We start from the raw sequence: 25,600 nt of genomic DNA on the forward strand, positions 1-25,600 counted from the left end.
TGCGTTGCTCCGAGCACTGTTCACGACAGGGGCGAAAGACCCGGCACGGGAGCCAGCAGGTCGCCTGTTGCCAGCAGCCGGTCACGATACGGGCCGGGCACGGCCTCAAGCTCGGCCATGGTGCCCGCCTGGGCAATATGGCCGCGCTCCATCACCACGATCCGGTCAAACCCGCGCAGGGTGGAGAGCCGGTGGGCTACGGCAATGACCGTGCGCCCCACCATCAGCCGCTCGAGGGCAGCATGGACATGGCGCTCGCTTTCCCCATCCAGCGCGCTGGTCGCTTCATCCAGAATCAGGATGGGTGCATTGCGCAGGAAGGCGCGCGCAATGGCCAGGCGCTGGCGCTGCCCGCCCGAGAGCATGACCCCCCGCTCGCCCACCACGGTGGCGAACCCCTGCGGCATGGCGTTGATGAAACGGGTGCAGCCCGCCGCTTCAGCCGCAGCCTTTACCTCCTCATCGGTGGCGTCAGGGCGGCCATAGCGGATATTCTCGCCTACCGAGCGGCGCAGCAGGTACACCTCCTGCGGCACCACGGCCATGGCGGCGCGCAGGCTGGCCTCGTCGAGTTCAAGGATGTTGACGCCATCAAGCTCCACCGCCCCCGCCTGCACGAAGCGCTGGCGCTGCAGCAGGGCCAGCACCGTGCTCTTGCCCGAGCCCGAAACCCCCACCAGCCCCACGCGCGTGCCCGCGGGAATGTCGAGGTTGAAATGCGACAGCACCGGCGCGCCACCGGGGTAGGCAAAACTCACATCACGCAACTGCACATGCCCGCGCAGCATTGCGGGCGGCAGCACCACCGTCTCGGCTACACCGCTGCCTTCATGCGGCACCAGCAGGTGGCCCAGCGTCTCGGCCAGGCGGGTGACGTGCTTCATCGCCTCCACCATGGAAAAGGCCAGGTCGCGCGTGCAGTTCAGGATCAGGAAGCCCAGCGTGGTCACCATCACCACATCGCCCGTGGTGGCGCGGTGCATGCGCCACAGCAGCACGGCCCACAGCAGCAGCCCCGTGGTCATGAAGGCGGTGACGACGGAATGGATCATCCGCAGCTTTTCCATGTAGCGCAGCGAGCGCGTATGCAGCCCGATCTCGCCACGGATGCGCTGGCCCATGCGGCCATGCTCCACCCCCATCATACCGTAAGCACGCACCAGGGGCAGGTTCTGCATCACGTCCAGCATCTCGCCATCCACCTCCGCCGCTTCCGCCGCGTAGGCGAGGTGCATCTCCTGCCCGTGGCCTGCCAGCAGGTAGATGCACAGCCCCAGCAGCAGCGTCATGCCCACCAGCACCAGTGCCATCAGCGGGCTGACCGTGCCCAGCGTGATGATGGCGAGGAACAGGTTCAGCACCGAAGGCAGCAGGTTCCACGCCGCCATGTTCTCCAACGCCACCACCGCCCCTGCCGCCGCCGAAACGCGGGCCGCGAGCGCGCCGGAAAGCCGGTCGGCAAAATAGGTCGCGTCATGCCCGCTGAGGTAGCGGAACAGGTCGCCGCGCACATCGCCCCCCACGCGCACGAACACGCCCGAGGCCATCCACCCCGCCACCCGCCAGGCCGCGTTGTCGCAGATGATGGTGGCGCAGAACAGGAAGATGGACACCCAGACAGCCCCCATGCCCCGCCCGCCCTCCGTCATGCCATTGACCAGGTGGCGGATGATGGCCGACATGCCCACGTTGCACGCCACCGCAATCGCAATCGCGCCGACAATGATGGCGTGCCACCGGCCATGCAGCCGCACGTAATGGAAAATGAACCCCAGCGGGCGCATGCGGTACCGCGCCAGGGCGGGCGTGGGGCGCGTATCGGGGGGAAGAGCGGAGTCTTTCACGTTCATGCGAGGATGCTGCCTTGAGGACATGGCGGGGGAAAGGCTCCGCACTTATGCCGCATTTGGCCCGGTATCATGCCTGCATGACAGATGCACCCCTATCCCGCGTTGCGGGACGCCTCGCCTTCGTGTCCCTGCTGGTCGTGTGGCTGGCCATCATGGCGCATGATCCCGTTCCGCTGCCCTTCTGAAACCCGGCCGGGCGGTGGCGGTTCATAACCAAATACCGAGCGCCCGCCATAATCATGCGATCGGGCGCGTTCCTCGCCCATAATCGCGGAAAAAGACGGGCCGCGCGCATCGCGCTCCAGCCTGCGGGTAGCGGAATCAAGCCGGCGGATGGCATCGAGCCGTTCCTCGCGCCCCAGTTTCGCAGCAGCCACTGCCGCCTTCATGACCGAGAGCGTGCGGTCATACACCGCCACCGGCACGGGATAGGGGTGGCGGTCCTTGCCGCCATGCGCCAGCGAGAAGCGAGCCGGGTCATCAAACCGGCACGGCGCGCCATGCACCACCTCCGCCACCAGCGCGAGCGCGCGCACCGTGCGCGCCCCCACGCCGGCCACGCGCAGCAGGTCGGGGAAGTCACGCGGTCCCGCCTCCTGTGCCGCCGCCAGCGCGCCGTGCAGGCGGCGCATGTTTACATCCTGCGGCTGCACGTCATGGTGGGCGGGCATGCACAGATAGGGCAGTTCGCCCTGCGCGGGGGGCTGCGGGGGCCCATGGCCCTCGATGCGCATGAGCTCGCGCGTCAGCCGGTCCGGCCCCATGGCGTGGAGCAGTTCGACCTGCCCCGCGCGTGAGGCACCGGCCCGGCGATCGGTCAGGTTCATGATGGGGCGGCCTGTCGTGCGGCCATCAATGGCGGCATGCGGCGCCTCGACAAAACTGCTCACGTCATCGGACAGCCAGTGATAGCGCCGCGCAAGGCGCTGGCCCGCATGCATGCCCTGCTGCACCACGGCCCATTTGCCATCCGCCGCCACGATGAAACCATGCAGGTACAGGTCGAATCCATCCTGCACGGCAGCGCTATCTACCTTGGCCACCATGCGGCTCGTGGCCACGAGCGGCGTGGCGTCAAGCCCGGTGGCCTCGCCCACCGCCAGCAGCTCATCAGGCGTACGGCGCGAATGGCGGCCACGGCCCCCGCACACATACAGGCCCAGATCATCCTGCAGGGGCGCAAGCCCGCGCTTGAGCGCCCCGATCACGCTGGTGGTGATGCCGGAGGAATGCCAGTCCATGCCCATGACCGCGCCAAAGGACTGGAACCAGAACGGGTGGGCCAGCCTGCGCAGGAATTCGTCCCGCCCGTAATGATGCACGACCGCCTGCGTGATGACCGCCCCCAGCCGCGCCATGCGCTGGCCCAGCCACGCGGGCACGCGCCCGGTATGCAGCGGCAGGTCGGCGGAGCCCGCGCGTCGGGTCATGGGGCGTTCCCTTCCCTTTGTGGGTCAGTCGTCGTGTCTTTTGCCTGCCTTGGCCATGAAGGTGGCCAGCCCCGCCTCGAGCGCGTGGCGGAAGGCGCGCAGCGTTTCCGCCCCCACATAGTGTTCCATGCCCTCGGCATCAATGCGGGCACTCGCTTCGCTCACCCCAAGGGCGCGCAGGAACTGCTCGACCGTGTGGTGGCGCGCCCGGCTGGCCCGCGCCATCTCCTGGCCTGCCCCGGTCAGGAAAATGCCGCGATAGGGCCTGCGCGTGACCAGCCCGTCCGCCTCGAGGCGGACCAGCATCTTGGCCACGGTGGGCTGCGATACGCCAAGCCGGGCAGCGATATCGACCTGCCGCGCCTCCTGCCCGTCATTGAGCAGGTCATCGATCAGTTCGACATAATCCTCGATCAGGGCCGTCTTGCGCGCCAGCCGCGCCTGGCGGAAGCCCGCGCACTGCGTGTCGGCATCGGGCATGGGGGCTGCTGCCGGCCTGTGCTCGGGGCCGGGCATCAGGGATTGAACACGATGGTCTTGCGCCCGTTGGGAATGACGCGGCACTCGGTAAAGTAACGCACGGCGCGCGCCAGCACCCGGCGCTCGATATCGCGCCCCTTGCGGATCAGGTCATCAGGGGTATCGGCATGGGTAATGCGCTCGACATCCTGCTCGATGATCGGACCTTCATCAAGGTCGGGGGTCACGAAATGGGCGGTCGCACCGATCAGCTTCACGCCGCGCGCAAACGCCTGGTGATAGGGCTTCGCCCCCTTGAAGCCGGGCAGGAAGGAGTGGTGGATGTTGATGCACCGCCCCGCCAGCCACGCGCTCATGGAATCGGACAGGATCTGCATGTACCGCGCCAGCACCACCAGCTCGGCCCCTGTCCCGCGCACGATCTCGGCCATCCTGGCCTCCTGCGCAGCCTTGGTGGCGGCGGTTACGGGCAGGTAATGGAAGGGGATGCCGTCAAGGTCGATATGGGCATAGGTCTCGCGTGGGTGGTTGGCGATGATGGCCACCGGCGCAATGGCCAGCTCGCCAATGCGCCAGCGGTACAGCAGGTCGACCAGGCAGTGATCGAAGCGCGAGACCATGATGACGGTGCGCGTGGGCCGCAGGCTCTCGCGCAGCGACCAGTGCATGTCGAACCGCGCGGCCAGCGCGGCCAGCGCCTGCTCGAGCATGCCGCGCTCCACCCCGCCTGCGGGCACGCTGAACACCACGCGCATGAAGAAGATGCGGCTTTCACGCTCATCGAACTGCTGGGCGCCCGCAATGTCGCCACCAAGCTCGAACAGGGCCTGGCTGATGGCCGCCACGATGCCGGGCCGGTTGGGGCAGGACAGCGTGAGCACATAGGACAGGCGCAGCCCCTGGGCAGGATCAGACATGGCGTTACTGCCCGCGCTTGCGGCCCGTATCGGGCACGGGGTTGTAGAACCAGCAGCCATTGCCCCCGACCTTGCGCAGGGCGGCCTGCGTGGTGGGCACGGGGCGCACCACGTCGCAGCCCGGCGTCCAGCCCTCCGGCGTCATGACCGCGTTGCCCTCGCTGCGGCGCAGGGCCTCGACCAGGCGCAGCAGTTCCTCGACCGAGCGCCCGACCGACATGGGGTACCACACCAGCGCGCGGATCACGCCATCGGGGTCGATCACGTAGGTGGCGCGCACGGTGGCGCTGTTCTGCGCGGTCAGGTCCAGCATGCCGTAGGCGCGGCATACCGCCATGGAGGGGTCTTCCACCAGCGGGAACGGAATCTCGACGCCAAAGCGCTCCTGTATCGTCTCGAGCCAGGCCAGATGCGCGTACAGGCTGTCGACCGACAGGCCCAGCAGCGCGCAGTCAAGCTGCTCGAAGCGATCGACCGCGCGGGCCAGCCCCATGAACTCGCTGGTGCACACGGGCGTGAAATCCGCCGGGTGCGAGAAAAACAGCAGCCAGCGCCCGCGGAAGTCCGACAGGCGCATTTCCCCCTTCGTGGTCCGGGCCTGAAAGTCTGGTGCCACGTCCCCGATCCGCAACGGGCGCGTTCCGATCGCGCCATGGTTTGCGGATATGCTCGCCTCTGTGCTCATGCCCTGCCCTTTTGCATCTGCCGCGCCTTGACGCAAGCCATCTCATAACATACATTTATTATGTAATTCATAAACTATGGATGACATTTCATGTCCGACCCCGCCCTTGAAGCCGCTGCAAGCCAGGTAGTGACATGCCGCGCCACCGGCCAGGCGCCGGTTGTCCGGACCTTTTTCGACCTGCCCACCTTCACCGCCACCCATGTGGTGCACGACCCCGCCACCCGCGCCTGCGCCATCATAGACAGCGTGATGGATTACGACCCTGCATCAGGCAGGACCGACCACGCCATGGCGCAGGACATCGTGGACTACGTCACGGCGGAAAAGCTGGAGGTGGAATGGCTGCTTGAAACCCATGTCCATGCCGATCACCTCTCGGCAGCGCCGTGGCTGCAGGAGCGCCTTGGCGGCAGGCTCGGCATTGGCCATGCCATCCTGAAAGTGCAGGACATCTTCGGCAAGCTGTTCAACGCGGGCACGCAATTCGCGCGCGATGGCTCGCAGTTCGACGCGCTGTTCGAGGACGGGGCACGGTTCACGCTCGGTACCCTGCCCGTGACCGCGCTGCACGTGCCCGGCCACACCCCTGCCGACATGGCCTATGTGATCGGTGAGGCCGCCTTTATCGGCGATACGCTGTTCATGCCCGATTACGGCACCGCGCGGGCCGATTTTCCCGGCGGGGATGCCCGCATGCTCTACCATTCCATCCGCCGCCTGCTCGCCCTGCCCGCCGAGACGCGGGTTTTCCTGTGCCACGACTACAAGGCCCCCGGCCGCGACACCTTTGCATGGGAAACCACCATCGGCGCGGAACGCGAGAACAATGTTCACGTTCATGATGGCGTGAACGAGGATGCCTTCGTGCAGATGCGCACCGCGCGCGACGCCACCCTGTCGCTGCCCAACCTGATCATGCCCTCGGTGCAGGTCAACATGCGTGGCGGCCATTTGCCCGAGCCCGAAGATAATGGTGTAAGCTACATCAAGATACCACTCAGCCGTTCCTGACGCCCATCCAGCGCAGCCTTATCTACAAAGAGTCATACGGAGACCCTTCATGACCGATACCCCCCCATCCACCCCGAACCTCGCCAGCACGGCGCGGGGCCTGACCTATGATGTCGTCGTGGTTGGCGGGGGTGCGGCCGGCCTGTCCACCGCTGCGAGCATTCTCAAGCGGCGTGGCGGCATCACGCTGGCCATCATCGAGCCGTCGGGCTCGCATTTCTACCAACCGGGCTGGACGCTGGTGGGCGGCGGCGTGTTCAAGCAGTCACAGACCCGCCGGTCGGAAAAGAAGCTGATCCCGGCCGGCGCCGACTGGGTGCAGGCCGCAGCCACGGGCTTCGAGCCGGAAGCCAATCTCGTGCACCTGTCCAACGGGTCATCCATCCGCTACGAGGTGCTGGTGGTGGCCACCGGCCTGACGCTGGACTGGGATGCGATCGAGGGGCTGAGCGAGACCCTTGGCCGCAATGGTGTCACCTCAAACTACCGCTACGACCTTGCCCCCTATACCTGGCAGATGGTGCAGACGCTGGGGCGCGGCAATGCCGTCTTTACCCAGCCGCCCATGCCCATCAAGTGCGCGGGCGCGCCGCAGAAGGCGATGTACCTGGCGTGTGACGCGTGGCGCAGGCGGGGCCTGGCCGACAACATCAACGTGTCCTTCCACACCGCAACGCCGGGGCTGTTTGGCGTGAAGGAATTCGTGCCGCCGCTGATGGACTACATCAACCGCTACCATATCGACCTGTGCCTCAAGTCCAACCTGACGAAGGTGGACGGCAAGGGCCGCATCGCCACCTTCGAGAACGTGGCGCAGGATGGCAGCAAGACGACCTCGGAAGTGGAATTCGACATGCTGCATGTCGTGCCGCCCCAGCGCGCGCCCGACGTGATCCGCAACAGCGCGCTTGCGGGTGATGCAGGCTGGGTGTCGGTTGACCCCGCGACCCTGCGCCACACAAAATTTGCCAATGTGTTCGCACTCGGCGACGTGGCGGGCACCTCCAACGCCAAGACCGCCGCCGCCGTGCGCGTGCAGGCCCCGGTCGTGGCCGTGAACGTGCTGGCAACGCTGGACCACAAGCCCGCCGTGGCCGATTATGACGGCTATGGCGCCTGCCCGCTGACTGTCGAGCGCGGCAAGATCGTGCTGGCCGAGTTCGCCTATGGCGGCAAGCTGGCCCCCACCCTGCCCACATGGCTGCTCAATGGCCGCAAGCCCACGCATCTGGCCTGGTTCCTCAAGGAATGGGTCATGCCCGCGCTGTACTGGGATGGCATGCTGCGCGGCCATGAACTGATGGTGGCCCCGCATAGGATCGGCACGCCGCGCTGATCTTTCGCACAAACTGCAATGCGTGATGGCCGCGCGGGGTAGACCTCCGCGCGGCCATGCGTATGTTTGGGGCCATGAACACCAGCAGACAGGGCCAGCACCATGTGGGCTCCAGCCGCCCGCTCCGCCTGGCCGATGACGTGGTCAGCCATGCCATTTATGGCGGCCCGGACAAATGCTACCGCTATGAACTGACCCGCACCTGGAACCCGCAAGGGCCCGCGGTGATGTGGCTGATGATGAACCCATCGGTTGCAACGGAAGACGGCGATGACCGCACGGTGGCCAAGTGCCAGCGCTATGCCCGCGCCTGGGGCTACGGCACGCTGCTGGTGGGCAACACCTTCGCCTATCGCTGCACCGACCAGAAGCGCCTGACCGAGGTGCCCGACCCGGTCGGCCCCGAAAATGACCGCCACCTGCTGGCCATGGCGCGGCGGGCCGACCTAGTGGTGGCGGCCTATGGCTCGCCGCAGATCAAGAGCCTGCTGCCCCGCGGGCCGGAGGTGATCCGCATGCTGCAACAGCACGGCATTACGGTCAGCGCCATGCGGCTGAGCAAGGGTTCGGGCCGCCCCGAGCATCCGCTTTACCTGCCCAGCAGCCTGAAGCCGGAACCCCTGCCACCTTTTGCCCCGGCCTGACTGGCCTACGGGGCCTGAAAAAAGTTCCTGGCAGCGTCATTTGAAGCTTTTAAAAAAAAGCTTCACCAAAAACTTTTATTATTTCAGGACAGGATCTTAGTAGTCGAAATCGACCGAGAAAGACCCTTCGGCCATTTCCACCCGCAGGGTCAGCCCGGTCCAGACCGGCTGGTCACGGGCCGGGTTCTCGCGCCAGAAGGCGGCGCGCAGTTCCAGCAGTTCATGCTGCAGGTCGTGCAGGTAGCGGATATGGCCTTCGGTCGATTCGTCCTCGAAGGGGCTGAAATTGACCTTTTCCCCCTCCTGCGTTTCGTAATCGAAGCCGAAATACACATTCGTGTCGCCCAGTTCGACATTGCCGGTAAAGGCCATGTGCATCTCGATGGCGCGGCAGGTTTCTTCCTCCTCTTCCGGCACGGCGATCAGCACGAGTTCGGCAATGGCGTTGAGAATGGCCTTTGAGCCGGGAGGGGCTACGTTGTTCATGTTATCCTGCCTGCTGTGGGGGAAGCCATCCCATGGCCTCAATGCGATCTGCCTACAATCGATAAAGAGTTTTTGGTGAAGCTTTTTTCAAAAAGCTTCGAAAGATGCCGCCTTTTTGAAAAAAGCGACACCCGACACCCTTCCATTCATTCATCAGCCAAACAGCGCAAGCTGCCGCGCGGGTGGAACAGCGCCCGGCACGCGCAGGCCCGATACGGTCACGCCGAGCAGCCTTATGCCCCGTGGCGGCGGAAAACACGGGGCCAGCAGCGCCAGCGCCCGCCGGGCCAGATCGGCCCCATCCATGACAGGCTCAGGCGCCGTACGCCCGCGCACGATCTGGCGAAAGTCGTTGTATTTCACCTTCAACGTCACGGTCACGCCCGTCAGGCCACGCGCCACGCAACGCCCCCATACCCGCTCCGACAGGGCCAGCATGTGGTCACGCGCGGCGGCCCAATCGTGAATATCGGCATCGAAGGTCTGCTCGCCGCCAATGGAGCGACGCGGGCGGTTGACCTCCACGGGGCGGTCATCAAGCCCACGGGCAATGCCGTAATAGAAATCTGCCGCCTTGCCAAAATGCCGCAGCAGGCGTGAAAGCGGCTGCGCGCGCAGGTCCAGCCCCGTGCGGATGCCAAGGGCGTGCATCCGCGCCGCCGTGGCCGGGCCAATGCCATGAAACTGCCCGACCGGCAGGCTCGCCACAAAATCCGGCCCCATGCGCGGTGTAATGACAAACTGACCATCGGGCTTGCGATAATCGGAGGCCAGCTTGGCCAGGAATTTATTGTAGGACACGCCAGCCGAGGCGGTCAGTGACGTCTCATCGCGGATCCGGGCGCGGATGGCCGTGGCGATTGCCGTGGCGGAGGGATAATCCAGCAGGGGCCGGGTTACATCCAGATACGCCTCATCAAGCGAAAGCGGCTGGATGATGGGGGTAAAACAGGCAAAAATGGCGTGAATTTGGGCGGAAACCGCGCGATAGACATCAAAACGCGGCGGCACGAACACAAGGTCCGGACATTTGCGCTGCGCCACAACCGAAGGCATGGCCGAGCGCACCCCGAACCGGCGGGCCTCATAACTTGCGGCAGCGACAACGCCCCGGCGGCCCGCGCCGCCTACGGCCAGTGGCCTGCCCCGCAGGGCCGGATCATCACGCTGCTCGACCGAGGCATAAAAGGCATCCATGTCAACATGGATGATACGCCTGTGCCCCGCCCTGCTCACGGCCCGGACCGCACCAGGGCCATGCCCGCAGGGGACATGACCGGCACGGCGTGACTGCGCGAGATCAGTCGTTGCACTTCTTTTTCTTAAGGAAAAACGCGATAACGCCGACAATCGCACCGAAAACCAGGATGCCCTTGAGGCAGGGAGACTTGGAAGGGCACTTGGTTGCACATTCAGACATGATTCATTCCTTGATAAACAGCGCCACCCCAGACGGGAGAGGCATGGCCCATACTAGCGCATGCATGCGCCGTGACCAGTGGGGTTTTGGCACGCAGGCGCCCGGGCGGGCCTGACATGCGGCAGCAGGGCAGCCGCATTGCGTTGCCACATCTTTTGTTACAGATGGCGTCGGGCAATGATACCGCTACCAAGACCGGAGAATGAACCATGAAGAAATATGCATTCCTGCCCGCAGCCCTGCTCATGCTGGGCACGGCAGTCGGCGCGGCGCATGCCACCCCCTCGGCCGGGCGTGCGGTCAATCGTGATTTCGCCAAGCTGTCGGCTGATGGCAGCCGCGCGTTTGATGATATCGAGATGGCCCGCACGGCGCTTGCCAACAACGACACCGCTGGTGCCGTCAAGCTGCTGACCGATGCCAACAACGCCCTGACCCGCGCCAAGAGCGACAACAAGGTGTTCATGAAGGCCGAAGCCCAGCTGACACCCCCCAGGAAAGCCCCGGCTGGCGCGCCCGCACCCAAGGCTGCCCCCTCCACCCAGCCCGTGGCCTGGCTGCCGGTTGATGGCCAGTACATCGTGACCGAGGATCTTGTGCCCTCCTCCCCCCAGGGCACGGCGGTGGCTTCGGCCAATACCAGCCTGAACAAGGGCAAGCCCGCGCAGGCCGCTCAGAACCTGCAGGTTGCCGCGGTGGATGTTGACTTCGTGCTGGCCATCGCACCGCTTGATGCCAGCGCCAGCGATGTCTATCGCGCTTCCAACCTGCTGGCGGGTGCAACACCCAACACCAAGGATGCGGACGCCGCCCTGCTCGACGCCCAGAACAGCATCCGCTTCGTATCTGAAGACATGGTCGGCACGCCTTCGGGCAAGAAAGCCGCCGGGAACTGAGTTCCGGTTGTTTCCGGTCGGTACCATGCCGCACATAAGGACAGCCCGCGTCCCCTCGCCCCCGGCGCAGGGAGGCGGGCTGCCCATACGGCGGGGCATCTGGCTGCTGGCCATGACCGGACTCTGCCTTGCCCTGGGCGCACACCCGGCCCGGGCGGGCGGGCAGATCGAACTTTGCCTGGCCCGGCACCCTGTTGAAAACAGCTTTGTGCAGAATGCCGCGGCCCGTGGCCCGGTTCATGTGCCCGCAGGCACCGCGCTCAATTACGCGGGCCATGCCTTCGGCCCCGCATCGGACCCGCTCGACCGCGCCCACGCGGCCCCCGATGGCGATGGCTGGCGCAACATCCCGCCTGCGGAGGAATCGCGCCGCCGCGACCTGCAGATGGAAGATATTGGCGGGGACAGCCGCTACCACCGCCCGCAGGCGGCCCTCATGACGACAGCAGCCGTAACCCTGTCACCCACGCACCCCTGCGCGCAGGTGGGGGCGACGGCACTCCTGTCCGATGACTGGACATGGACAATGGATACCATACCCGCCCGCCCCGACATGTATTTTCAGGCCTATGGCACGGTACGGGGCGACCAGCTTGACCCGACCTTCAATAACGATGCCGATCCCTTTCAATGGACAGCGGCACATGGCGCGCTGAATGCAATTGTTACACAAACAGTTGACCAGTCGCTGACCCTCCGCTCCCCAGACTAAAAGATGTTATTTCCGGTTATATACTGCACCCATCATGATCATGGGCATGATAAAGGCAGGTTTCATGGGCAGTCCGTTCCGTAAAGCACCCAGACTGACAAGAAATTTTTATTAATGTTATAATAAATAATTTCAAGCCAAATGGAATGCATTATCAAACTTATATATTTGTATTTATTATGTGCCCGATTATTTCAATGCTGATGAAACAGGGCCATAAATTACATTTTACATTGCAGGGTATAAAAAATTAAATTCTTTACTGAAAAACATATTGGCTTGGAACAGATGCCCTCATAAATAGTCTGTCTGCCGCCGCATCGGGTCAATACCCACCGGCCAGAGCATAGCACGGGAATATGGAAAGCGGCATGTGGGGATGGATGTGCCACCGTGTAAGATGCATGCTAGAGGTTATTTTAACAGCTCAGCCAGCCGATGAAAAACAATGGAGAACGGGATGGCCCTCTACCAGTCCGCACAGTTTATAGATACGTGGACCGATCCTGAATTCGACAAGCTTCATCCGCCCCGCACCGTCGCCCCCCATTCCGGTATTTACCGTTGTGCCGGCTGCGGCGTGGAAATAGCCGCAAGCGAGGGGCAGCTCCTGCCTGCCATCCATGCCCACCCCCACCGGCTCGGCACGCGCGAAGCCTGGCAGATGGTGGTCTATGCGGACCATCGCCCTAAATTTACCTGAAACGCCGCCTTTTTGAAAAAAGGCGGCGCCCGCAAACTTCTATTATTTTATCAATACGGTGCCTGCAGACAGCGCCTTACCACCATCCGCCGCCCCACGGGCCGCCCCAGCCGCCGCCACCCCAGCCCCACATGCCCCAGTTCCAGGAGGCATCTTCGTACATATCCGCCGTCATCTGCTGCTGGTCAGCCAGATTCTGGGCCTGCACATAGGACATGTAGCGCCCATAGGCAGCCTGGTTGCCCACATACAGGCAGCTGCACACCTTGGGGTCGGAATAGATGTAGAGCATGTGGTCTCCAAACGATTTCTGGAGGAACCGGTTGGGGGGAAGTTTCTGCAGCATCAGCTGCCGTTCCGGGTTATTGGCAGGGCGCGCCACGAAACCGGCTGCGGCAAGGCTGTTTTCCTTATCCACGATCTGGTCATGCACGCTTTCACACGCGGTCAGCCCGGTGGATATGGCAAGCAGCAACGCGCCACCTGCGTAAAGATGCCTCAGCGCTTTCTTGTTTCCCATCGACGTGCCGCCTGTTTCCATCCTGTTAATCAGCGCATCCTGTCCCATCAACGAGCCGGAATAAAGATGCGCGGAAAAAAACATATGAATTATTTCAGCCGAGTTTGATTTATCTCATGTTCGGGATCGGCACGACAATGCGATAACCATCAGGCGATGGGGGCATCGCATATCGAATCATCACTTTAAAACTTTGGCAGGCTCACCTTGCGGGGTGAGCCTGCCATTTTTCTTTGCACGGTCATTTCAACGACAGCGGGCTGGTTCCGGTTGCACGCCCCCAAGCCCCATAGGAATCACGCCACTGTTACCTGAGGCATCGGATGACCAAAAGGTGCCGGGGCCAGGGTCGGTGTCTCGTCGCGCAGCACATAGCCCTGCCCCCACACGGTGGCGATGAGCTGCCCCGCGCCCGCAACCTGCAATTTTTTTGCGCAGCTTGCAGATGAACACATCAATGATCTTCATTTCCGGCTCATCCATCCCGCCATACAGATGGTTGAGGAAGGCATCCTTGGTCAGGACCATGCCCTTGCGCAGCAGGAGCAGTTCCAGGATCATGTATTCCTTGCCGGTCAGATGCACGCAGTGGCCCTGCACGCTCACCGTACGGCTATCGAGACACAGCTCAAGCGGCCCCGCGCGCAGGGTCGGCTCGCTATACCCCTTGGAACGGCGGATTACCGCCTGCATCCGCGCTGTCAGTTCCATCGATTCGTAGGGGCGGGTCACGTAATCATCCGCCCCGGTGGAGAAGGCCCTCACCTTGGTGGCCGCCTCGCGCTCCTCTGACAGGACCAGCACGGGCGTGGGCACCCTTGCTGCCCGGCTGACCCGAATGACCTCGAACCCATCGAGATCTTTCAGCCGGATCTCCATGACTGCAAGGTCATAATTATAGGATTTTAACATTCCCAGTCCATCATGCCCTGTATCAACATGATCTACTGTAAATCCGGCTTTTTCCATATGCCGGGTGGTCTCTTCGGCTTTCCGGGCATTGGGTTCTATAAGCAAAATCCGCATATCGACCATCCAGTAGATATTTTGACTACGTCTACCTATAAGTGCGCCTCATGCATTAAACAACCTAAAGTTGTCTATATATTACCATTCTTCCATAGAAATAATAAATATAATGACATTTATTTTATTAATGAATTATTAATGCGCTATCCTATACCGCCCGCACCATGGTTCAGCGGGCCGGCCCCCGCGCCATAGCCGGGCGCGGCCGCAATAGCGCGCAGCACGTAGGCCCGTGCCCGGGTCACGGCGTCCGGCAGGTTCATGCCCTGCCCCAGCCCGGTGGCAATGGCGCTGGCCAGGGTGCAGCCGGTACCATGCGTATGCCGGGTGTGAATGCGCCGGCTTACGAATTCCTGTACCGTGCCATCGGCCTGCACCAGCACGTCGAGCAGTTCATCACCTTCCATGTGCCCACCCTTGAGCAGCACGGCGCCCGGCCCGAGTGCCAGCAGGGCACGGGCCGCGGGCACCATGTCCGCGCGCCCCGCAATGCCGTGGCCGAGCAGGGCCTCGGCTTCAGGAATGTTGGGGGTCAGCACGGTGGCCAGCGGCAGCAGCCGCGCCTTCAGCGTGGCCAGCGCACGCTCCTGCAACAGCGCAGCTCCCCCCTTCGCCACCATGACCGGGTCGAGCACGTAGGGAATATCGGTCGTGGTGAGCAGCACATCGGCAATCGCCTCAATCACCTCCGGCCGGTCCAGCATGCCACTCTTGAAGGCATCAACCCCCAGATCATCCATCACGCAGCGCATCTGGGCCACGATAAAGGCCGGGGAAACCGGCATGACCGCCTGCACGCCAAGCGTATTCTGCGCGGTCAGGGCTGTAATCGCGGTCATGGCAAAGCCGCCCAGCACGGTCACGGTCTTGATATCGGCCTGGATACCGGCCCCGCCCCCGCTATCGCTGCCCGCCATGATGAGGATGCGCCCGTGCATGGCTCAGCCCGCCATCTGGATGGCGGTGATCGCCTCGCACATGTCATCTACGACGGCATTGACCAGCGCCTCGTCCTCCGCTTCCGCCATGACGCGCACCAGCGGTTCGGTGCCACTTTCACGCAGCACGAGTCGCCCGCGCGTGCCCAGCCGTTTTTCCGCCGCCTTGCGCGCATCCTGCACCTGCGGGTCATGCAGCGGGCTGCGACCGGCAAAGCGCACGTTGCGCAACAGTTGCGGATAGGGCTTGAACATGCGGCATACCTCGCTTGCGGGGCGACCGGACTCCACCACTTCGGCCAGCACCTGCAGGGCGGCCACCAGCCCGTCGCCCGTGGTGGCGAAATCGGACAGGACCATGTGCCCCGACTGCTCGCCACCGATATTGGCGCCAAGCTCGCGCATCTTCTCCACCACGTAGCGGTCGCCCACCGCCGTGCGCATCAGTTCCAGCCCCTGTGTCTCGAGATAGCGCTCAAGCCCCATGTTGGACATGACGGTGGCCACGATATGCCGCCCCGACAGCCGCCCCTGCCGCGCCCATGAGTGCGAGATCAACGCAAGGATCTGGTCGCCATCGATCAGCCGGCCCTTCTCGTCGGAGATCAGCACGCGGTCGGCATCCCCATCAAGGGCTATGCCGATATCGGCCCGGTGGCGCTGCACCGCGGCGCACAGGGCTTCGGGCCGGGTGGAGCCGCAGCCTTCATTGATGTTGATGCCATCGGGGTCGCAGCCAATGCGCACCACTTCGGCGCCCAGCTCCCACAACGCCGTGGGCGCCACGCGATAGGCCGCGCCATTGGCGCAGTCGATCACGATACGCAGCCCGTCAAGCCGCAGGCGGCGGGGGAAGGAGGACTTGGCACTTTCAACGTACCGGCCCGCCGCATCATTGAGGCGCGAGGCCCGGCCGATCTGGTCGGGGGCGGCGAGCATGTGGGTCAGGTCCTCGCCCATGGCCGCCTCGATGCCCGCTTCCGTCTCATCGGAGAGCTTGAACCCGTCAGGGCCGAACAGCTTGATGCCGTTATCGCCATACGGATTGTGCGAGGCCGAGATCATGACACCCAGATCGGCGCGCAGGGAGCGGGTAAGCATGGCAATGGCCGGGGTGGGCATCGGCCCCACCAGCGTCACGTCCATCCCGGCTGAAAGAAAGCCCGACACCAGCGCGCATTCGATCATGTAGCCCGACAGGCGCGTATCCTTGCCCAGCAGCACGCTGTGGCGGTGCGTGCCCTGTATGAAGCGCAGGCCCGCGGCCTGGCCCAGCTTCTGCGCCACTTCCACCGTCATGGGAAAGCGGTTGGCCATGCCCCGAATTCCATCAGTGCCGAACAGCTTTCTTGTTTTTACCATGACTGGATATCTCCGGATACGTTCTGGTCGGACACCGACCTACCTTACCTGTTACTGCCGATCCAGCCCCTGCTGCACCCGCATGGCCTGGATCATGGCTGATGCATTGTGAACCCGCAGCACCACGCCGGGAAAGACCATTCCGGGCAGGCTGGCCGCAATCGTGCCCGGGTCACGCGCTGCCGCGTCGGGTTCGTGGGCCAGTTCGCCAATCATGCGCTTGCGCGACGTGCCCAGCACCACCCTGCACCCCAGATTGGCCAGCAGCGGCAGGCGGGCCAGCAGGGTCAGGTTGCCATCCAGCGTCTTGGCAAAGCCGATGCCGGGGTCAACCAGTATGCGCGTGCGGTCAATGCCCGCCGCCACAGCCTCCTCCACCCGCTGGCCGAGTTCACGCACCACATCCACCGCCACGTCGCTGTAAGTCGTGTGCGCGCGCATCGTTTCAGGCGTGCCACGCATGTGCATGAGCATGACGGGGCAGCCATGCCGCGCCACGACCGCACGCGCAGCGGGGTCATGCGTCAGCGCCGAGACATCGTTGATGAGCGTGGCCCCGGCTGCCAGCGCCTGATCCATGACCGCTGCGTGCCGCGTATCAATCGAGAGATGCAGCCCATCAAGCGCGGAACAGGCCCGCACCGCGCGGATGACCGGGCCGACCCGCCCCCATTCGGCCTCGGCAGACATGGCGGGCGCGCCGGGGCGGGTGCTCTCGCCACCAATATCCACTACCCGGCACCCGGCGGCATGCAGCGCCTTTATGCGCGCGAGCGCCGTCTCCACGCGGTCATGCTGGCCGCCATCACTGAAACTGTCCGGGGTCACGTTGATGATGCCCATGACCTGCGGGCCCGGCGGCAGCCCCGCATCGGGCGCAGGCGCACTGACGCGCCGGGCCGCTTCCTCCCACGCGGGCGGCAGGGCGGTAACCGGCAGGATCGTCTCCTTGTGCCCCTGCCCGACCAGGCGGGCGAGCGCATAGGCCTGGGGGCCACCCGCAAACCAGTGCGCAACACCCAGCGCCACCGCCTGCCGGGCCGCCTTGCCATGCAGCAGGGCCAGTGGCTCAATCAGCGGCTGGCTGGAAAAATCACCCATGAAATACCGACCCGATCATGAAAATATTATAGCACCCGGAAATTTTTATTATCTGTTTTTATGCGTCCATCATGCCCTGTCCGCTGGCGCAGGGCTGGATACAAACATGGCGGAACAGCCTGAAGCTGCCCCGCCATGTTTATATTGGGAAACTGTTTGAAAAACCCGCCAGCTTAAAAAGAATGCCGCCTTTTTGTAAAAAAAGGCGGCACCCGGGAACTTTTACCGTTTTCTCTCAAGGTATCCCTAGCCAGCCGGGGCAGCACCCACCCCACCGCCACCTTCTGGCGTGGGCAGCGGCGCCACGGGGGCGGACGGGGCTGAAGGCGGCACGGACGGGCGGCGGTTCTCCGGCATCGGATCATCCACCACCACGCGCTCGATCTTCTCGCCCCGCAGCACCTGGCGGATTTCCTCGCCGGTCAGGGTTTCATATTCCAGCAGGGCCGCGCCAAGACGGTGAAGCTGGTCGATATGCTCAAGCAGCAGGCTGCGGGCGCGCTCATAGGCGGCATCGATCAGCTTGCGCACCTCGTTATCGATCTCGCGCGCCGTTTCCTCCGACACGTTCTTGTTCTGGGTTACGCTATGGCCAAGGAACACTTCCTGCCCGTTGCCGCCATAGGCCACCATGCCCAGCTTTTCGCTCATGCCCCATTCGGTCACCATGCGGCGGGCCACGTCGGTCGCCATCTTGATGTCGCCCGAGGCACCGGTCGAGACATTGTCCGCCCCGAAGATGATTTCCTCCGCCGCGCGGCCACCCATGGCCAGCGTGAGCTTGCCGATGCACCACGAGCGGCTTTCGGAGTAGCGGTCCTTCTCCGGCAGGCTCATCACCATGCCCAAAGCCCGGCCACGGGGAATGATGGTAGCCTTGTGCACCGGGTCGGACCCCGGCGTGAGAATGCCCACCAGCGCATGCCCGCCTTCGTGGTAGGCGGTCATCTTCTTCTCGTCCTCGCTCATGACAAGGGAGCGGCGCTCGGCGCCCATCATCACCTTGTCCTTGGCGTTCTCGAACTCGAGCATCGCCACTGTGCGCTTGCCCAGGCGGGCGGCCATCAGCGCTGCCTCATTGACCAGGTTGGCCAGGTCCGCACCCGAGAAGCCGGGCGTGCCACGGGCAATGACCTTGGGGTCCACATCGGAGGCCAGCGGCACCTTGCGCATGTGCACGCGCAGGATCTTCTCTCGGCCCGCCACATCGGGGTTGGGCACCACCACCTGGCGGTCGAAACGGCCGGGGCGCAGCAGCGCGGGGTCGAGCACGTCGGGGCGGTTGGTCGCGGCAATCAGGATCACGCCCTCATTGCTGTCAAAGCCATCCATCTCGACCAGCATCTGGTTGAGTGTCTGCTCACGCTCGTCATTGCCGCCGCCAAGGCCCGCGCCACGATGGCGGCCGACAGCGTCGATCTCGTCAATGAAGATGATGCAGGGTGCGGCCTTCTTGCCCTGCTCGAACATGTCACGCACGCGCGATGCGCCCACACCCACGAACATCTCGACAAAGTCGGAACCCGAGATGGTGAAGAACGGCACGTTCGCCTCACCCGCGATGGCGCGGGCGAGAAGCGTCTTGCCGGTGCCCGGCGGGCCCACGAGCAGCACGCCCTTGGGGATCTTGCCGCCAAGGCGGGTAAACTTCTGCGGGTCGCGCAGGAAGTCGACGATTTCCTGCAGCTCGCCTTTGGCTTCATCAATACCGGCCACATCATCAAACGTCACGCGACCCTGCTTTTCGGTCAGCATGCGGGCGCGTGACTTGCCAAAGCCCATGGCCCGGCCACCACCAGACTGCATCTGGCGCATGATGAAGATCCACGCCCCCACCATGAGCAACAGCGGTGCATAGTTGATGAGGTAACGCAGGATGGGGTTGGTATCCGCCTCGAGCGGCTTGGCCACGACTTCCACGCCCTTTTCCGTCAGGCGGGAAATCAGGGTGGGGTCCTGCGGGGTATAGGTATCGAACGACGTGCCATCCGTCAGCGTGCCGGTGATGTTGTGCTCCTGCACCACGACAGAGCGAACATGCCCACTGTTCACGTCTCCGATGAAATCGGAATACGCCAACTGCTGCGATGCATGCTGCGTGCTTCCCGGCTGGAAGACATTAAACAGCAACAGCAGCAGGACGATGATGATAACCCACAGGAGCAAGTTCCGGCCGAAATTGTTCATCTTGTCCACTGTTCCATCCGCTGGCCCCCTCGCCCCTGCCCCACAGCGGGCAGGCGAACGGATGCCACGTTCACTACGTCCTAACATACATAGGACGATCAGGGGATATTCACACCCCCACCCGCCAACCTTTTATGCCTGCCCGCCCGGGTGGTAGTGCCCGGAGCCGCCAAATACGGCGCAGTCGAGCACGGGATGGGGGGGCTGGTTCATGAAAACCGCATGGGCTGCAAAAGGTTCCCGCGCGCGCAGGCCCATATGGGGCACGGCCTTGACCTGCCCATCATGCCATAGCGCGGGCAGCGTGCGCAACAATCGCGCAGGCCAGCAGGAGCGCCGCCCACCATGCGGCCACCACGCCGCCACCGGCCCCGCGCCCCCCACGCGCCAGCCCGGCGGCAGGGCGGGCGTGCGCAGGATGAAACGCCGGTCCCATATGGCCCCGGGTGCTGCTTCCATGGAGGGCGCAAGGCCTGCTTCCTCACGGGCCACGAGCCATTGCCCATCACGCCACGGCATGAGGGCCACCCCGGCCAGGGTTGCCGCCCGGGGCCGGGCCACAAGCGCTGCCACCGCCTCGCGCGCCGGGGCATAATCCCGCCCCCCCACCACGCGCATCAGGGCCGACAGCAGCCGCGGCGGCGCAAGGTCAGGGGGCAGCACCACCCAGCCACCGGGGTGAAAGCGGGCATGGGCGGCCAGCCAGCGTGCATCCTGCATATCGCGCGCCTGGCGGGCCTGCCCGGCCTGCCCGGCATCGGCCAGAAGCGTGCCTGCCAGGGCGGAATCCGCTGCCAGCGCATGACGCGCCCGGGCGCGGGCGGTACGCAGGTCGGAATTGGAGGGATCTTCCACCCAGTCCACCCCCGCCGCCCGCACCGTGGCGTACAGGGCATCCTTGCCTACACCCAGCAGCGGGCGGACAAGGCGCACATCCGCCATGTCCGTCGCCACCGCCATGGCAGCCAGCCCGTCATGCCCGCTTGCCGCCTGCTGGCGCATGAGCACGGTTTCTGCCTGGTCGCCCGCATGGTGGGCCACCAGCAGGTCAAGCGCGCCAAGGTCGCGGCAGGCAGCAAACAGGGCCTGGTAGCGCATGCGCCGGGCGCGTTCGGCCATGCGGGGGCCACGCGCCAGCCCTTCAAGCGCCAGCAGCCGCGCCGGCATGCCAAGCCGGGCAAGGCGCGCCACCGTCTGCTCGGCCTCAACCCGCGACTCGGCACGCAACCCGTGGTCCACCACCAGCCCCGTCACATCAGGCCGCCACCCCCGCGCCAGAATGGCCAGTGCCATGCTGTCCGCCCCGCCCGATACCGCAACACAGACAGGCGCGCCCGGCCCCGGCCACGGGCCCAGTGCAGCCATGCGGGCAGAAAAACGGGCCGGGCTGACTGGCTGTGAAAGCTGCATGCGCCCTATGCCCCCGCAGGCGATCAGCTACATTTGGCGCGCTTGCGGTAGACCAGCTCGGCGGATTTGATGCGCGGCGCAGGCGTGGGGAATTCACTCGAAAGCTTGTCCAGCGCCTGGCAGGCGGATGCCTTGTCGTTCAGTGCCATCAGTGTTGCGGCAACACCCAGCAGGGCGCTCGGCGCGCGCTGGCCATGCGGTGCGCGGTTATAGGTATCGTAATAGGCAAGGGCGGACTGACGATACTGCTTCTGCCCCGCCAGGGACTGGGCCATCAGGTACTGCGCATCAATCTGCCTGGGGGATTTGGGGCCGGAGAGCACCTGCTGCGCATCAGCCTGCGCCGTGGCGTAATCATGCTGCAACAGCGCATCATTGCCCGCCTTGAGCACATCATCGAGGCTGCGCTTGGCCGTGGCGGGGGCGGGGGCTGGGACTGAGGCTGGGGCTGCGGGCGTCACGCCACCTGCCGCGGTTACCGGGGCCGCCCCCCCCGCCGCAGCATGGCCGCGCTGCTGCATGGCGAAATTCATGTCATCGATCTGCTTGCTCATGGCGGCATTCTGCTGCTGCACCTGATTGGTCAGCTGATCGATCTGGCCGCGCATCTCGCGCGTCTGTTCCTCGAGCGTATTGACCCGGTCAAGCAGTTGCAGGGTCAGGTTGCCGCTGTCATTCGCGTGCGCGCTGCCCAGACAGGCCAGCGATACGCCACCTGCCAGCATGCCAGCCCGCCCCCACCGTGAAAGCCGGCCAGGAACCGAAAGGAAACACGACATAACAGAACGCATGGACCATACCCTTCAAGCAACACGACGCACGTCTATCTAAAACAAAACCGGCCGGGCGATAAGCGCCCGGCCGGTTCCATACTGCCACATTCCGTAGAAGTGCTGGCAGAAACTTACTGCACCGCCGTGATGGCGTTACGGTTCTGGGCCCAGGAAGCCTCATCATCGCCAACGGCGGTGGGGCGGTCCTTGCCATAGGAGATGGTGGTGATGCGCGAAGCATCGACACCCTTGGCCACCAGGTAGTCATGCGCCGCATTGGCACGACGCTCGCCCAGCGCGATGTTGTATTCCTCGGTGCCGCGGTCATCGCAGTTACCGGCAATCTGCACATGCACCTGCGGGTACTTGGCCAGCCATGCGGCCTGCTTGTCGAGCGTTGCCTTCGCATCGCTGGACAGCGTGTTCTGGTTCAGCGCGAACAGCACGCGGTCACCTGCAGTCGCGACCAGATCGGCCTCGCTGCCGGGAACAGGGCCAACCTGCTGCTGCGTTGCAGCGCCGGTGTTCGCGTTCTTGTTCGCGTGGTCAGAACAGGCCGCGAGGAAGAGAGCCAGACCGGCCGCACCAAAAAGCTTCAGTTTCATTACTTTGGATCCTGGATCGGTTTCTTGTTTCGAAACCATTTGTTGAATTTCCGGATTTAAATATAGAACGGTCCCGAGTCTCGTTGCGCCCTGCCAAACAAATTGTAAAACAGAAACTCGCGATCGCTGGAAACCGCCACAAGCATAGCTGTCAAATCCGGTTTCAGTCAACGCGGAACAAACACATACCCGCCATTTGCCAAATGAGTGGGTTCAGGCGGCGTGTTTGCCCAACGCATTGAAAACAATTACTTATTCAGGCCAGACCATGCCGGGTCAGAGGCGCTGCCTGCAGGTAGGGCACGTTCATGGAAGCCGGTGATGTCAATTGTGCTGATACCTGTTGCAAATCCGGCACCATTCGCCCCGGCCGAACTCTGGCGGCAGAACGCCAGCACCCGCCCATTGGGGCAGAAAGTCGGGCTTTCCACCGTAAAGCCCTGGGTCAGGATTCGCTCGCCCGTGCCATCGGGCGCCATCACGCCAAGCGAGAAGCTGCCATTGGCAATGCGCGAGAATGCGATCAGGTCCCCGCGCGGCGACCACACGGGCGAGCCATAGCGCCCGTGCCCATAGGAGATCCGCTTCGCCTCGCCGCCCGATGCACTCATGATATAGAGCTGCTGCGAGCCGCCACGGTCGGAGTTGAACACGATCTGCGACCCGTCGGGGCTATAGGACGGGCTGGTGTCGATCGCCCCGGAAGAGGTGATCTGCCGGCGCGCCATGGTGGCAAGGTCGACCACGAAGATGTCAGACCCGCTGCCGCGCGTGACCGACAGGATGACCGACTGCCCGTTGGGCGCAAAGCGCGGCGCAAATGAAATACCCGTAAAGTCACCCAGCAGGCGCTGCTGCCCGGTATTGAGGTTGAACAGGTAAACACGCGGCCTGTAGTTGGCATATGACATGAATGCCAGCTCACTATTGGCCGGGTTGAAGCGCGGCGTGAGCGTCAGCCACTGCCCGTTGGTCAGGTAGCGGCTGTCCGCCCCGTCCTGATCCATGATGGCGAGCCGCGTGACCTGGCGCGCGCGCGGGCCGGAACGGGCAATATAGGCGATGCGGGAATTGAAATAGCCCTGCTCGCCCAGCAGGCGGCTGTAGATCACATCGGCAATCACATGCGCGATGCGGCGCCAGTCCTGGCTGGCGGCGGTATAGGCCGTGCCCTGCAACTGTTTGCCGGTCAGCACATCCCACAGGCGGAACTCGACGCGCAGGCTGCTGCCCTGCTCGACCACCTTGCCGGTCATGACCGCGCGCGCGCCCATTGACTTGTAGGTGGCAAACGGGGGCGTGCCCTGCGGCATGCTGGCGCTGATGGGGCGGAACAGGCCGCAATTGCCCAGATCGGCCGAGATCACATCCGTGATCTGCTGGGCCACGCCACTGCCAAGCGCGGGCAGGACGATGGGAATGGGGGCGGTCCGCGCCTGATCGACCGTGATCTCGGCAGCCCCCGCATCCTGTGCGTGGGCGGCACCCGCGGCGAACAGCGGCGTGGCCATGAGCCCGCCCGCAACACCTGCGCCCATGAAACCACGCCGGCTGAAGGCCGATGCCAGCCGTGCGGCATCATCATCCGGGATCAATGGCTTTACGCTTGACATCATTTTCCTCTCCTCGCCTTCGTCCGCTTTGTATCAGGGACGGAATACGAATTTCAGTTGCCGGGTCTGGCCCAGCAGGTTCTGCGGAATGGGCAGCTTGGCACAGGTCGGGCTGAGCACCGCATCACGCGCGCGTTCGGCCAGCGCGCGGTATGACGGGTCAGCCGCCATCTGCGCCTGTGTCTGCGGCGCGAACTCCACAAGCCGCGCCGTGCCGGTGCCATCCACGGTCACGACCAGATGCGCCACGAACTGGGCATAATTACGGGCCGCCGTATCTTCCGAGTAGCAGCGCCGCACGGAATTGCCGATCGCCTTCTGCTCGGTGGCGGTCATGGAACTCGTTATGTCGCCATCAGGCGTGCCACCGCCATCAGGCGCACCACCCTGCTGCGGGTTGGGCCGGGCCTTGGGCGGGTGGGTCTGCTTCTGGTCCGCGCGGAAGGCATCAAGCGTTGCCAGCAGCGAGTGCGTATCGGGCACATGCTTCTTGGCCTCGTTGGGCTGCGTGGTGCGCGAGGGCTCCTGCACCTTGGGCGCTGCCGTGGGGTCCGGCTGGGCCGAGGGCGGCACGGGCGCATGCGCCTGCGCGGGTGCTGCCTTGGGCGGCGTGGGCGGCAGCTTGACCGCATCGGGCGAAGGCGTCTGCTCGCGCGGCGGGGTTGGCGCGTCCGGCACGGGTTTCGACACCTGCTGCGGTGGCGGCATGGGCGGCGGTGGTGGCGGGGGGGGCGCTGCCTCCTCGTTGGGTTCCTTTTCAGGCGGCGTGGGCGAAGGCGGCGCCTCCTGCTTTACCGGCGCGGGCGCAGGCGCGGGCTTGGGGGCCGGCCTGTCGCCCTTGTGGGGTGTTGACGTGCCCGTATCGGCTGCGAATTCCATCTCGATGGTTGGCGGGGGCGGCGGCTCCCTGGGCACCGGCACGGGCAGCTTGAGCAGCACGGCCACCAGCAGGGCAAAATGCAGCCCGCCCGAAACCAGGATGGAACGCCGCATGAGGATGCGTTCGGAACGACGCGGTGGGACCACGATCAGACGGCTCCTGGCATCAGATTCTGTTTAGTGACCGGGTGGCTGCTGGGCCAGCAGGGCCACATGCGTAAAGCCGCCCGCAGTGATCTGCCCCATGATCTGCATGACACGGCCATAATCGATATGCTGGTCGCCGCGCACGAAAATACGGTGCTCGCTATCATTCTGCGCGGCCGCCCTGAGCTGGTCCACCAGCTGGTCCTGCGAGACGGGTTCATCACCCAGGTACAGGTCGCCATTGGAGCGGATCGACACCGTGATGGGCTTGGTGTCGGTATTGACCGGGGCCGCATCCGTCTTGGGCAGGTCCACGTTCACGCCGCTGGTCATCATGGGGGCTGTCACCATGAAGATGATGAGCAGCACCAGCATCACGTCCACCAGGGGCGTGACGTTGATCTCGGCCATGGGGCGCCGCTTGCGCCGCCGCCCCCGCAGGTCGCCCAGGCTTGCCCCCATG

The 25,600-nt window shown here is 64.4% G+C and carries 25 protein-coding genes and 1 pseudogene; 7 read left to right on the plus strand and 19 right to left on the minus strand.

Annotated features, from left to right (window positions below):
• Nucleotides 1-20 precede the first annotated feature (20 nt).
• The 5 genes from DV027_RS04290 to DV027_RS04310 form a co-directional block, all read right to left on the minus strand.
• Nucleotides 21-1,850, minus strand: coding sequence for an ABC transporter ATP-binding protein (locus tag DV027_RS04290; RefSeq protein WP_130730689.1), 1,830 nt, complete (start codon nucleotides 1,848-1,850; stop codon nucleotides 21-23).
• A 92-nt stretch (nucleotides 1,851-1,942) separates the two neighbouring features.
• Nucleotides 1,943-3,280 carry a DUF763 domain-containing protein gene (locus tag DV027_RS04295; RefSeq protein WP_130730690.1) on the minus strand — a complete coding sequence of 446 codons (1,338 nt, stop codon included), beginning with the start codon at nucleotides 3,278-3,280 and terminating at the stop codon, nucleotides 1,943-1,945.
• Nucleotides 3,281-3,304: 24 nt separating this feature from the next.
• Nucleotides 3,305-3,796, minus strand: coding sequence for a manganese-binding transcriptional regulator MntR (mntR, locus tag DV027_RS04300; RefSeq protein WP_130730691.1), 492 nt, complete (start codon nucleotides 3,794-3,796; stop codon nucleotides 3,305-3,307).
• Entirely contained in the window at nucleotides 3,796-4,677 is an 882-nt protein-coding gene (purU, locus tag DV027_RS04305; RefSeq protein WP_130730692.1) for a formyltetrahydrofolate deformylase, read from the minus strand. Before purU ends, mntR begins: the two co-directional genes overlap by 1 nt.
• A 4-nt stretch (nucleotides 4,678-4,681) precedes the next feature.
• Nucleotides 4,682-5,362: a peroxiredoxin gene (locus DV027_RS04310; RefSeq protein WP_130730693.1), complete on the minus strand. Its 681-nt coding sequence runs from the start codon at nucleotides 5,360-5,362 to the stop codon at nucleotides 4,682-4,684.
• A 90-nt stretch (nucleotides 5,363-5,452) separates the two neighbouring features.
• Here DV027_RS04310 and DV027_RS04315 point away from each other — a divergent pair, with 90 nt between their 5' ends.
• The 3 genes from DV027_RS04315 to DV027_RS04325 all read left to right on the plus strand — a co-directional run bounded on the left by DV027_RS04315 (nucleotide 5,453) and on the right by DV027_RS04325 (nucleotide 8,356).
• A complete protein-coding gene (locus DV027_RS04315) occupies nucleotides 5,453-6,376 on the plus strand; it encodes an MBL fold metallo-hydrolase (protein ID WP_130730694.1) in 924 nt (307 codons plus the stop codon).
• Nucleotides 6,377-6,425: 49 nt separating this feature from the next.
• On the plus strand, nucleotides 6,426-7,712 hold the full coding sequence (locus DV027_RS04320; protein ID WP_130730695.1) for an NAD(P)/FAD-dependent oxidoreductase: 1,287 nt from the start codon (nucleotides 6,426-6,428) through the stop codon (nucleotides 7,710-7,712).
• A gap of 74 nt (nucleotides 7,713-7,786) precedes the next feature.
• A complete protein-coding gene (locus tag DV027_RS04325) occupies nucleotides 7,787-8,356 on the plus strand; it encodes a DUF1643 domain-containing protein (protein ID WP_207303411.1) in 570 nt (189 codons plus the stop codon).
• Nucleotides 8,357-8,452: 96 nt separating this feature from the next.
• Here DV027_RS04325 and DV027_RS04330 read toward each other — a convergent pair whose 3' ends face one another.
• Both DV027_RS04330 and dinB read right to left on the minus strand, forming a co-directional pair.
• The gene (locus DV027_RS04330; protein WP_130730697.1) at nucleotides 8,453-8,842 is read right to left on the minus strand and encodes an immunity protein YezG family protein; all 390 of its coding nucleotides are present in this window, start codon (nucleotides 8,840-8,842) and stop codon (nucleotides 8,453-8,455) included.
• A gap of 153 nt (nucleotides 8,843-8,995) precedes the next feature.
• On the minus strand, nucleotides 8,996-10,078 hold the full coding sequence (gene dinB / locus DV027_RS04335; RefSeq protein ID WP_275100970.1) for a DNA polymerase IV: 1,083 nt from the start codon (nucleotides 10,076-10,078) through the stop codon (nucleotides 8,996-8,998).
• A 393-nt stretch (nucleotides 10,079-10,471) separates the two neighbouring features.
• On the opposite strand from dinB, the gene DV027_RS04340 reads away from it, so the two are divergent.
• The 3 genes from DV027_RS04340 (at nucleotide 10,472) to DV027_RS04350 (ending at nucleotide 12,573) form a co-directional block, all read left to right on the plus strand.
• Nucleotides 10,472-11,158: a YfdX family protein gene (locus DV027_RS04340; protein ID WP_130730698.1), complete on the plus strand. Its 687-nt coding sequence runs from the start codon at nucleotides 10,472-10,474 to the stop codon at nucleotides 11,156-11,158.
• 112 nt (nucleotides 11,159-11,270) lie between these two features.
• Nucleotides 11,271-11,870, plus strand: a complete 600-nt coding sequence (locus tag DV027_RS04345) for a hypothetical protein (RefSeq protein ID WP_130730699.1) — start codon at nucleotides 11,271-11,273, stop codon at nucleotides 11,868-11,870.
• A 448-nt stretch (nucleotides 11,871-12,318) separates the two neighbouring features.
• Nucleotides 12,319-12,573, plus strand: a complete 255-nt coding sequence (locus DV027_RS04350; RefSeq protein WP_130730700.1) for a hypothetical protein — start codon at nucleotides 12,319-12,321, stop codon at nucleotides 12,571-12,573.
• A 76-nt stretch (nucleotides 12,574-12,649) separates the two neighbouring features.
• Here DV027_RS04350 and DV027_RS04355 read toward each other — a convergent pair whose 3' ends face one another.
• The 5 genes and pseudogenes from DV027_RS04355 to folP all read right to left on the minus strand — a co-directional run bounded on the left by DV027_RS04355 (nucleotide 12,650) and on the right by folP (nucleotide 17,523).
• Complete coding sequence (locus tag DV027_RS04355; protein WP_242621721.1) at nucleotides 12,650-13,093, minus strand: hypothetical protein; 444 nt, start codon at nucleotides 13,091-13,093, stop codon at nucleotides 12,650-12,652.
• A gap of 296 nt (nucleotides 13,094-13,389) precedes the next feature.
• Nucleotides 13,390-14,119, minus strand: a pseudogene (locus tag DV027_RS04360) (response regulator transcription factor).
• Between the two features lie 146 nt (nucleotides 14,120-14,265).
• The gene (gene thiD / locus DV027_RS04365) at nucleotides 14,266-15,060 is read right to left on the minus strand and encodes a bifunctional hydroxymethylpyrimidine kinase/phosphomethylpyrimidine kinase (RefSeq protein ID WP_130730701.1); all 795 of its coding nucleotides are present in this window, start codon (nucleotides 15,058-15,060) and stop codon (nucleotides 14,266-14,268) included.
• Nucleotides 15,061-15,063: 3 nt separating this feature from the next.
• Nucleotides 15,064-16,422: a phosphoglucosamine mutase gene (gene glmM, locus DV027_RS04370; RefSeq protein ID WP_130730702.1), complete on the minus strand. Its 1,359-nt coding sequence runs from the start codon at nucleotides 16,420-16,422 to the stop codon at nucleotides 15,064-15,066.
• A 51-nt stretch (nucleotides 16,423-16,473) separates the two neighbouring features.
• A complete protein-coding gene (gene folP / locus DV027_RS04375; RefSeq protein ID WP_130730703.1) occupies nucleotides 16,474-17,523 on the minus strand; it encodes a dihydropteroate synthase in 1,050 nt (349 codons plus the stop codon).
• Here folP and DV027_RS17385 point away from each other — a divergent pair.
• Nucleotides 17,522-17,683 carry a hypothetical protein gene (locus DV027_RS17385; RefSeq protein ID WP_165399103.1) on the plus strand — a complete coding sequence of 54 codons (162 nt, stop codon included), beginning with the start codon at nucleotides 17,522-17,524 and terminating at the stop codon, nucleotides 17,681-17,683. The genes folP and DV027_RS17385 overlap by 2 nt on opposite strands.
• Nucleotides 17,684-17,769: 86 nt before the next feature.
• On the opposite strand, the gene ftsH is transcribed toward DV027_RS17385, so the two are convergent.
• The 7 genes from ftsH to tolR form a co-directional block, all read right to left on the minus strand.
• Nucleotides 17,770-19,710, minus strand: coding sequence for an ATP-dependent zinc metalloprotease FtsH (gene ftsH, locus DV027_RS04380; RefSeq protein ID WP_130730704.1), 1,941 nt, complete (start codon nucleotides 19,708-19,710; stop codon nucleotides 17,770-17,772).
• A 132-nt stretch (nucleotides 19,711-19,842) separates the two neighbouring features.
• Nucleotides 19,843-21,120, minus strand: a complete 1,278-nt coding sequence (tilS, locus tag DV027_RS04385; RefSeq protein WP_130730705.1) for a tRNA lysidine(34) synthetase TilS — start codon at nucleotides 21,118-21,120, stop codon at nucleotides 19,843-19,845.
• Nucleotides 21,121-21,143: 23 nt separating this feature from the next.
• A complete protein-coding gene (locus DV027_RS04390; RefSeq protein WP_130730706.1) occupies nucleotides 21,144-21,911 on the minus strand; it encodes a tol-pal system YbgF family protein in 768 nt (255 codons plus the stop codon).
• Between the two features lie 113 nt (nucleotides 21,912-22,024).
• On the minus strand, nucleotides 22,025-22,498 hold the full coding sequence (pal, locus tag DV027_RS04395) for a peptidoglycan-associated lipoprotein Pal (protein WP_130730707.1): 474 nt from the start codon (nucleotides 22,496-22,498) through the stop codon (nucleotides 22,025-22,027).
• A gap of 248 nt (nucleotides 22,499-22,746) precedes the next feature.
• Complete coding sequence (gene tolB / locus DV027_RS04400; RefSeq protein ID WP_130730708.1) at nucleotides 22,747-24,114, minus strand: Tol-Pal system beta propeller repeat protein TolB; 1,368 nt, start codon at nucleotides 24,112-24,114, stop codon at nucleotides 22,747-22,749.
• 30 nt (nucleotides 24,115-24,144) lie between these two features.
• Nucleotides 24,145-25,137, minus strand: a complete 993-nt coding sequence (locus DV027_RS04405) for an energy transducer TonB (protein ID WP_130730709.1) — start codon at nucleotides 25,135-25,137, stop codon at nucleotides 24,145-24,147.
• 30 nt (nucleotides 25,138-25,167) lie between these two features.
• Nucleotides 25,168-25,599, minus strand: coding sequence for a protein TolR (gene tolR, locus DV027_RS04410; protein WP_078524994.1), 432 nt, complete (start codon nucleotides 25,597-25,599; stop codon nucleotides 25,168-25,170).
• Nucleotide 25,600 lies beyond the last annotated feature (1 nt).

The organism is Komagataeibacter xylinus (genome assembly GCF_004302915.1).
In the GTDB taxonomy this organism is placed as follows: domain Bacteria; phylum Pseudomonadota; class Alphaproteobacteria; order Acetobacterales; family Acetobacteraceae; genus Komagataeibacter; species Komagataeibacter xylinus_C.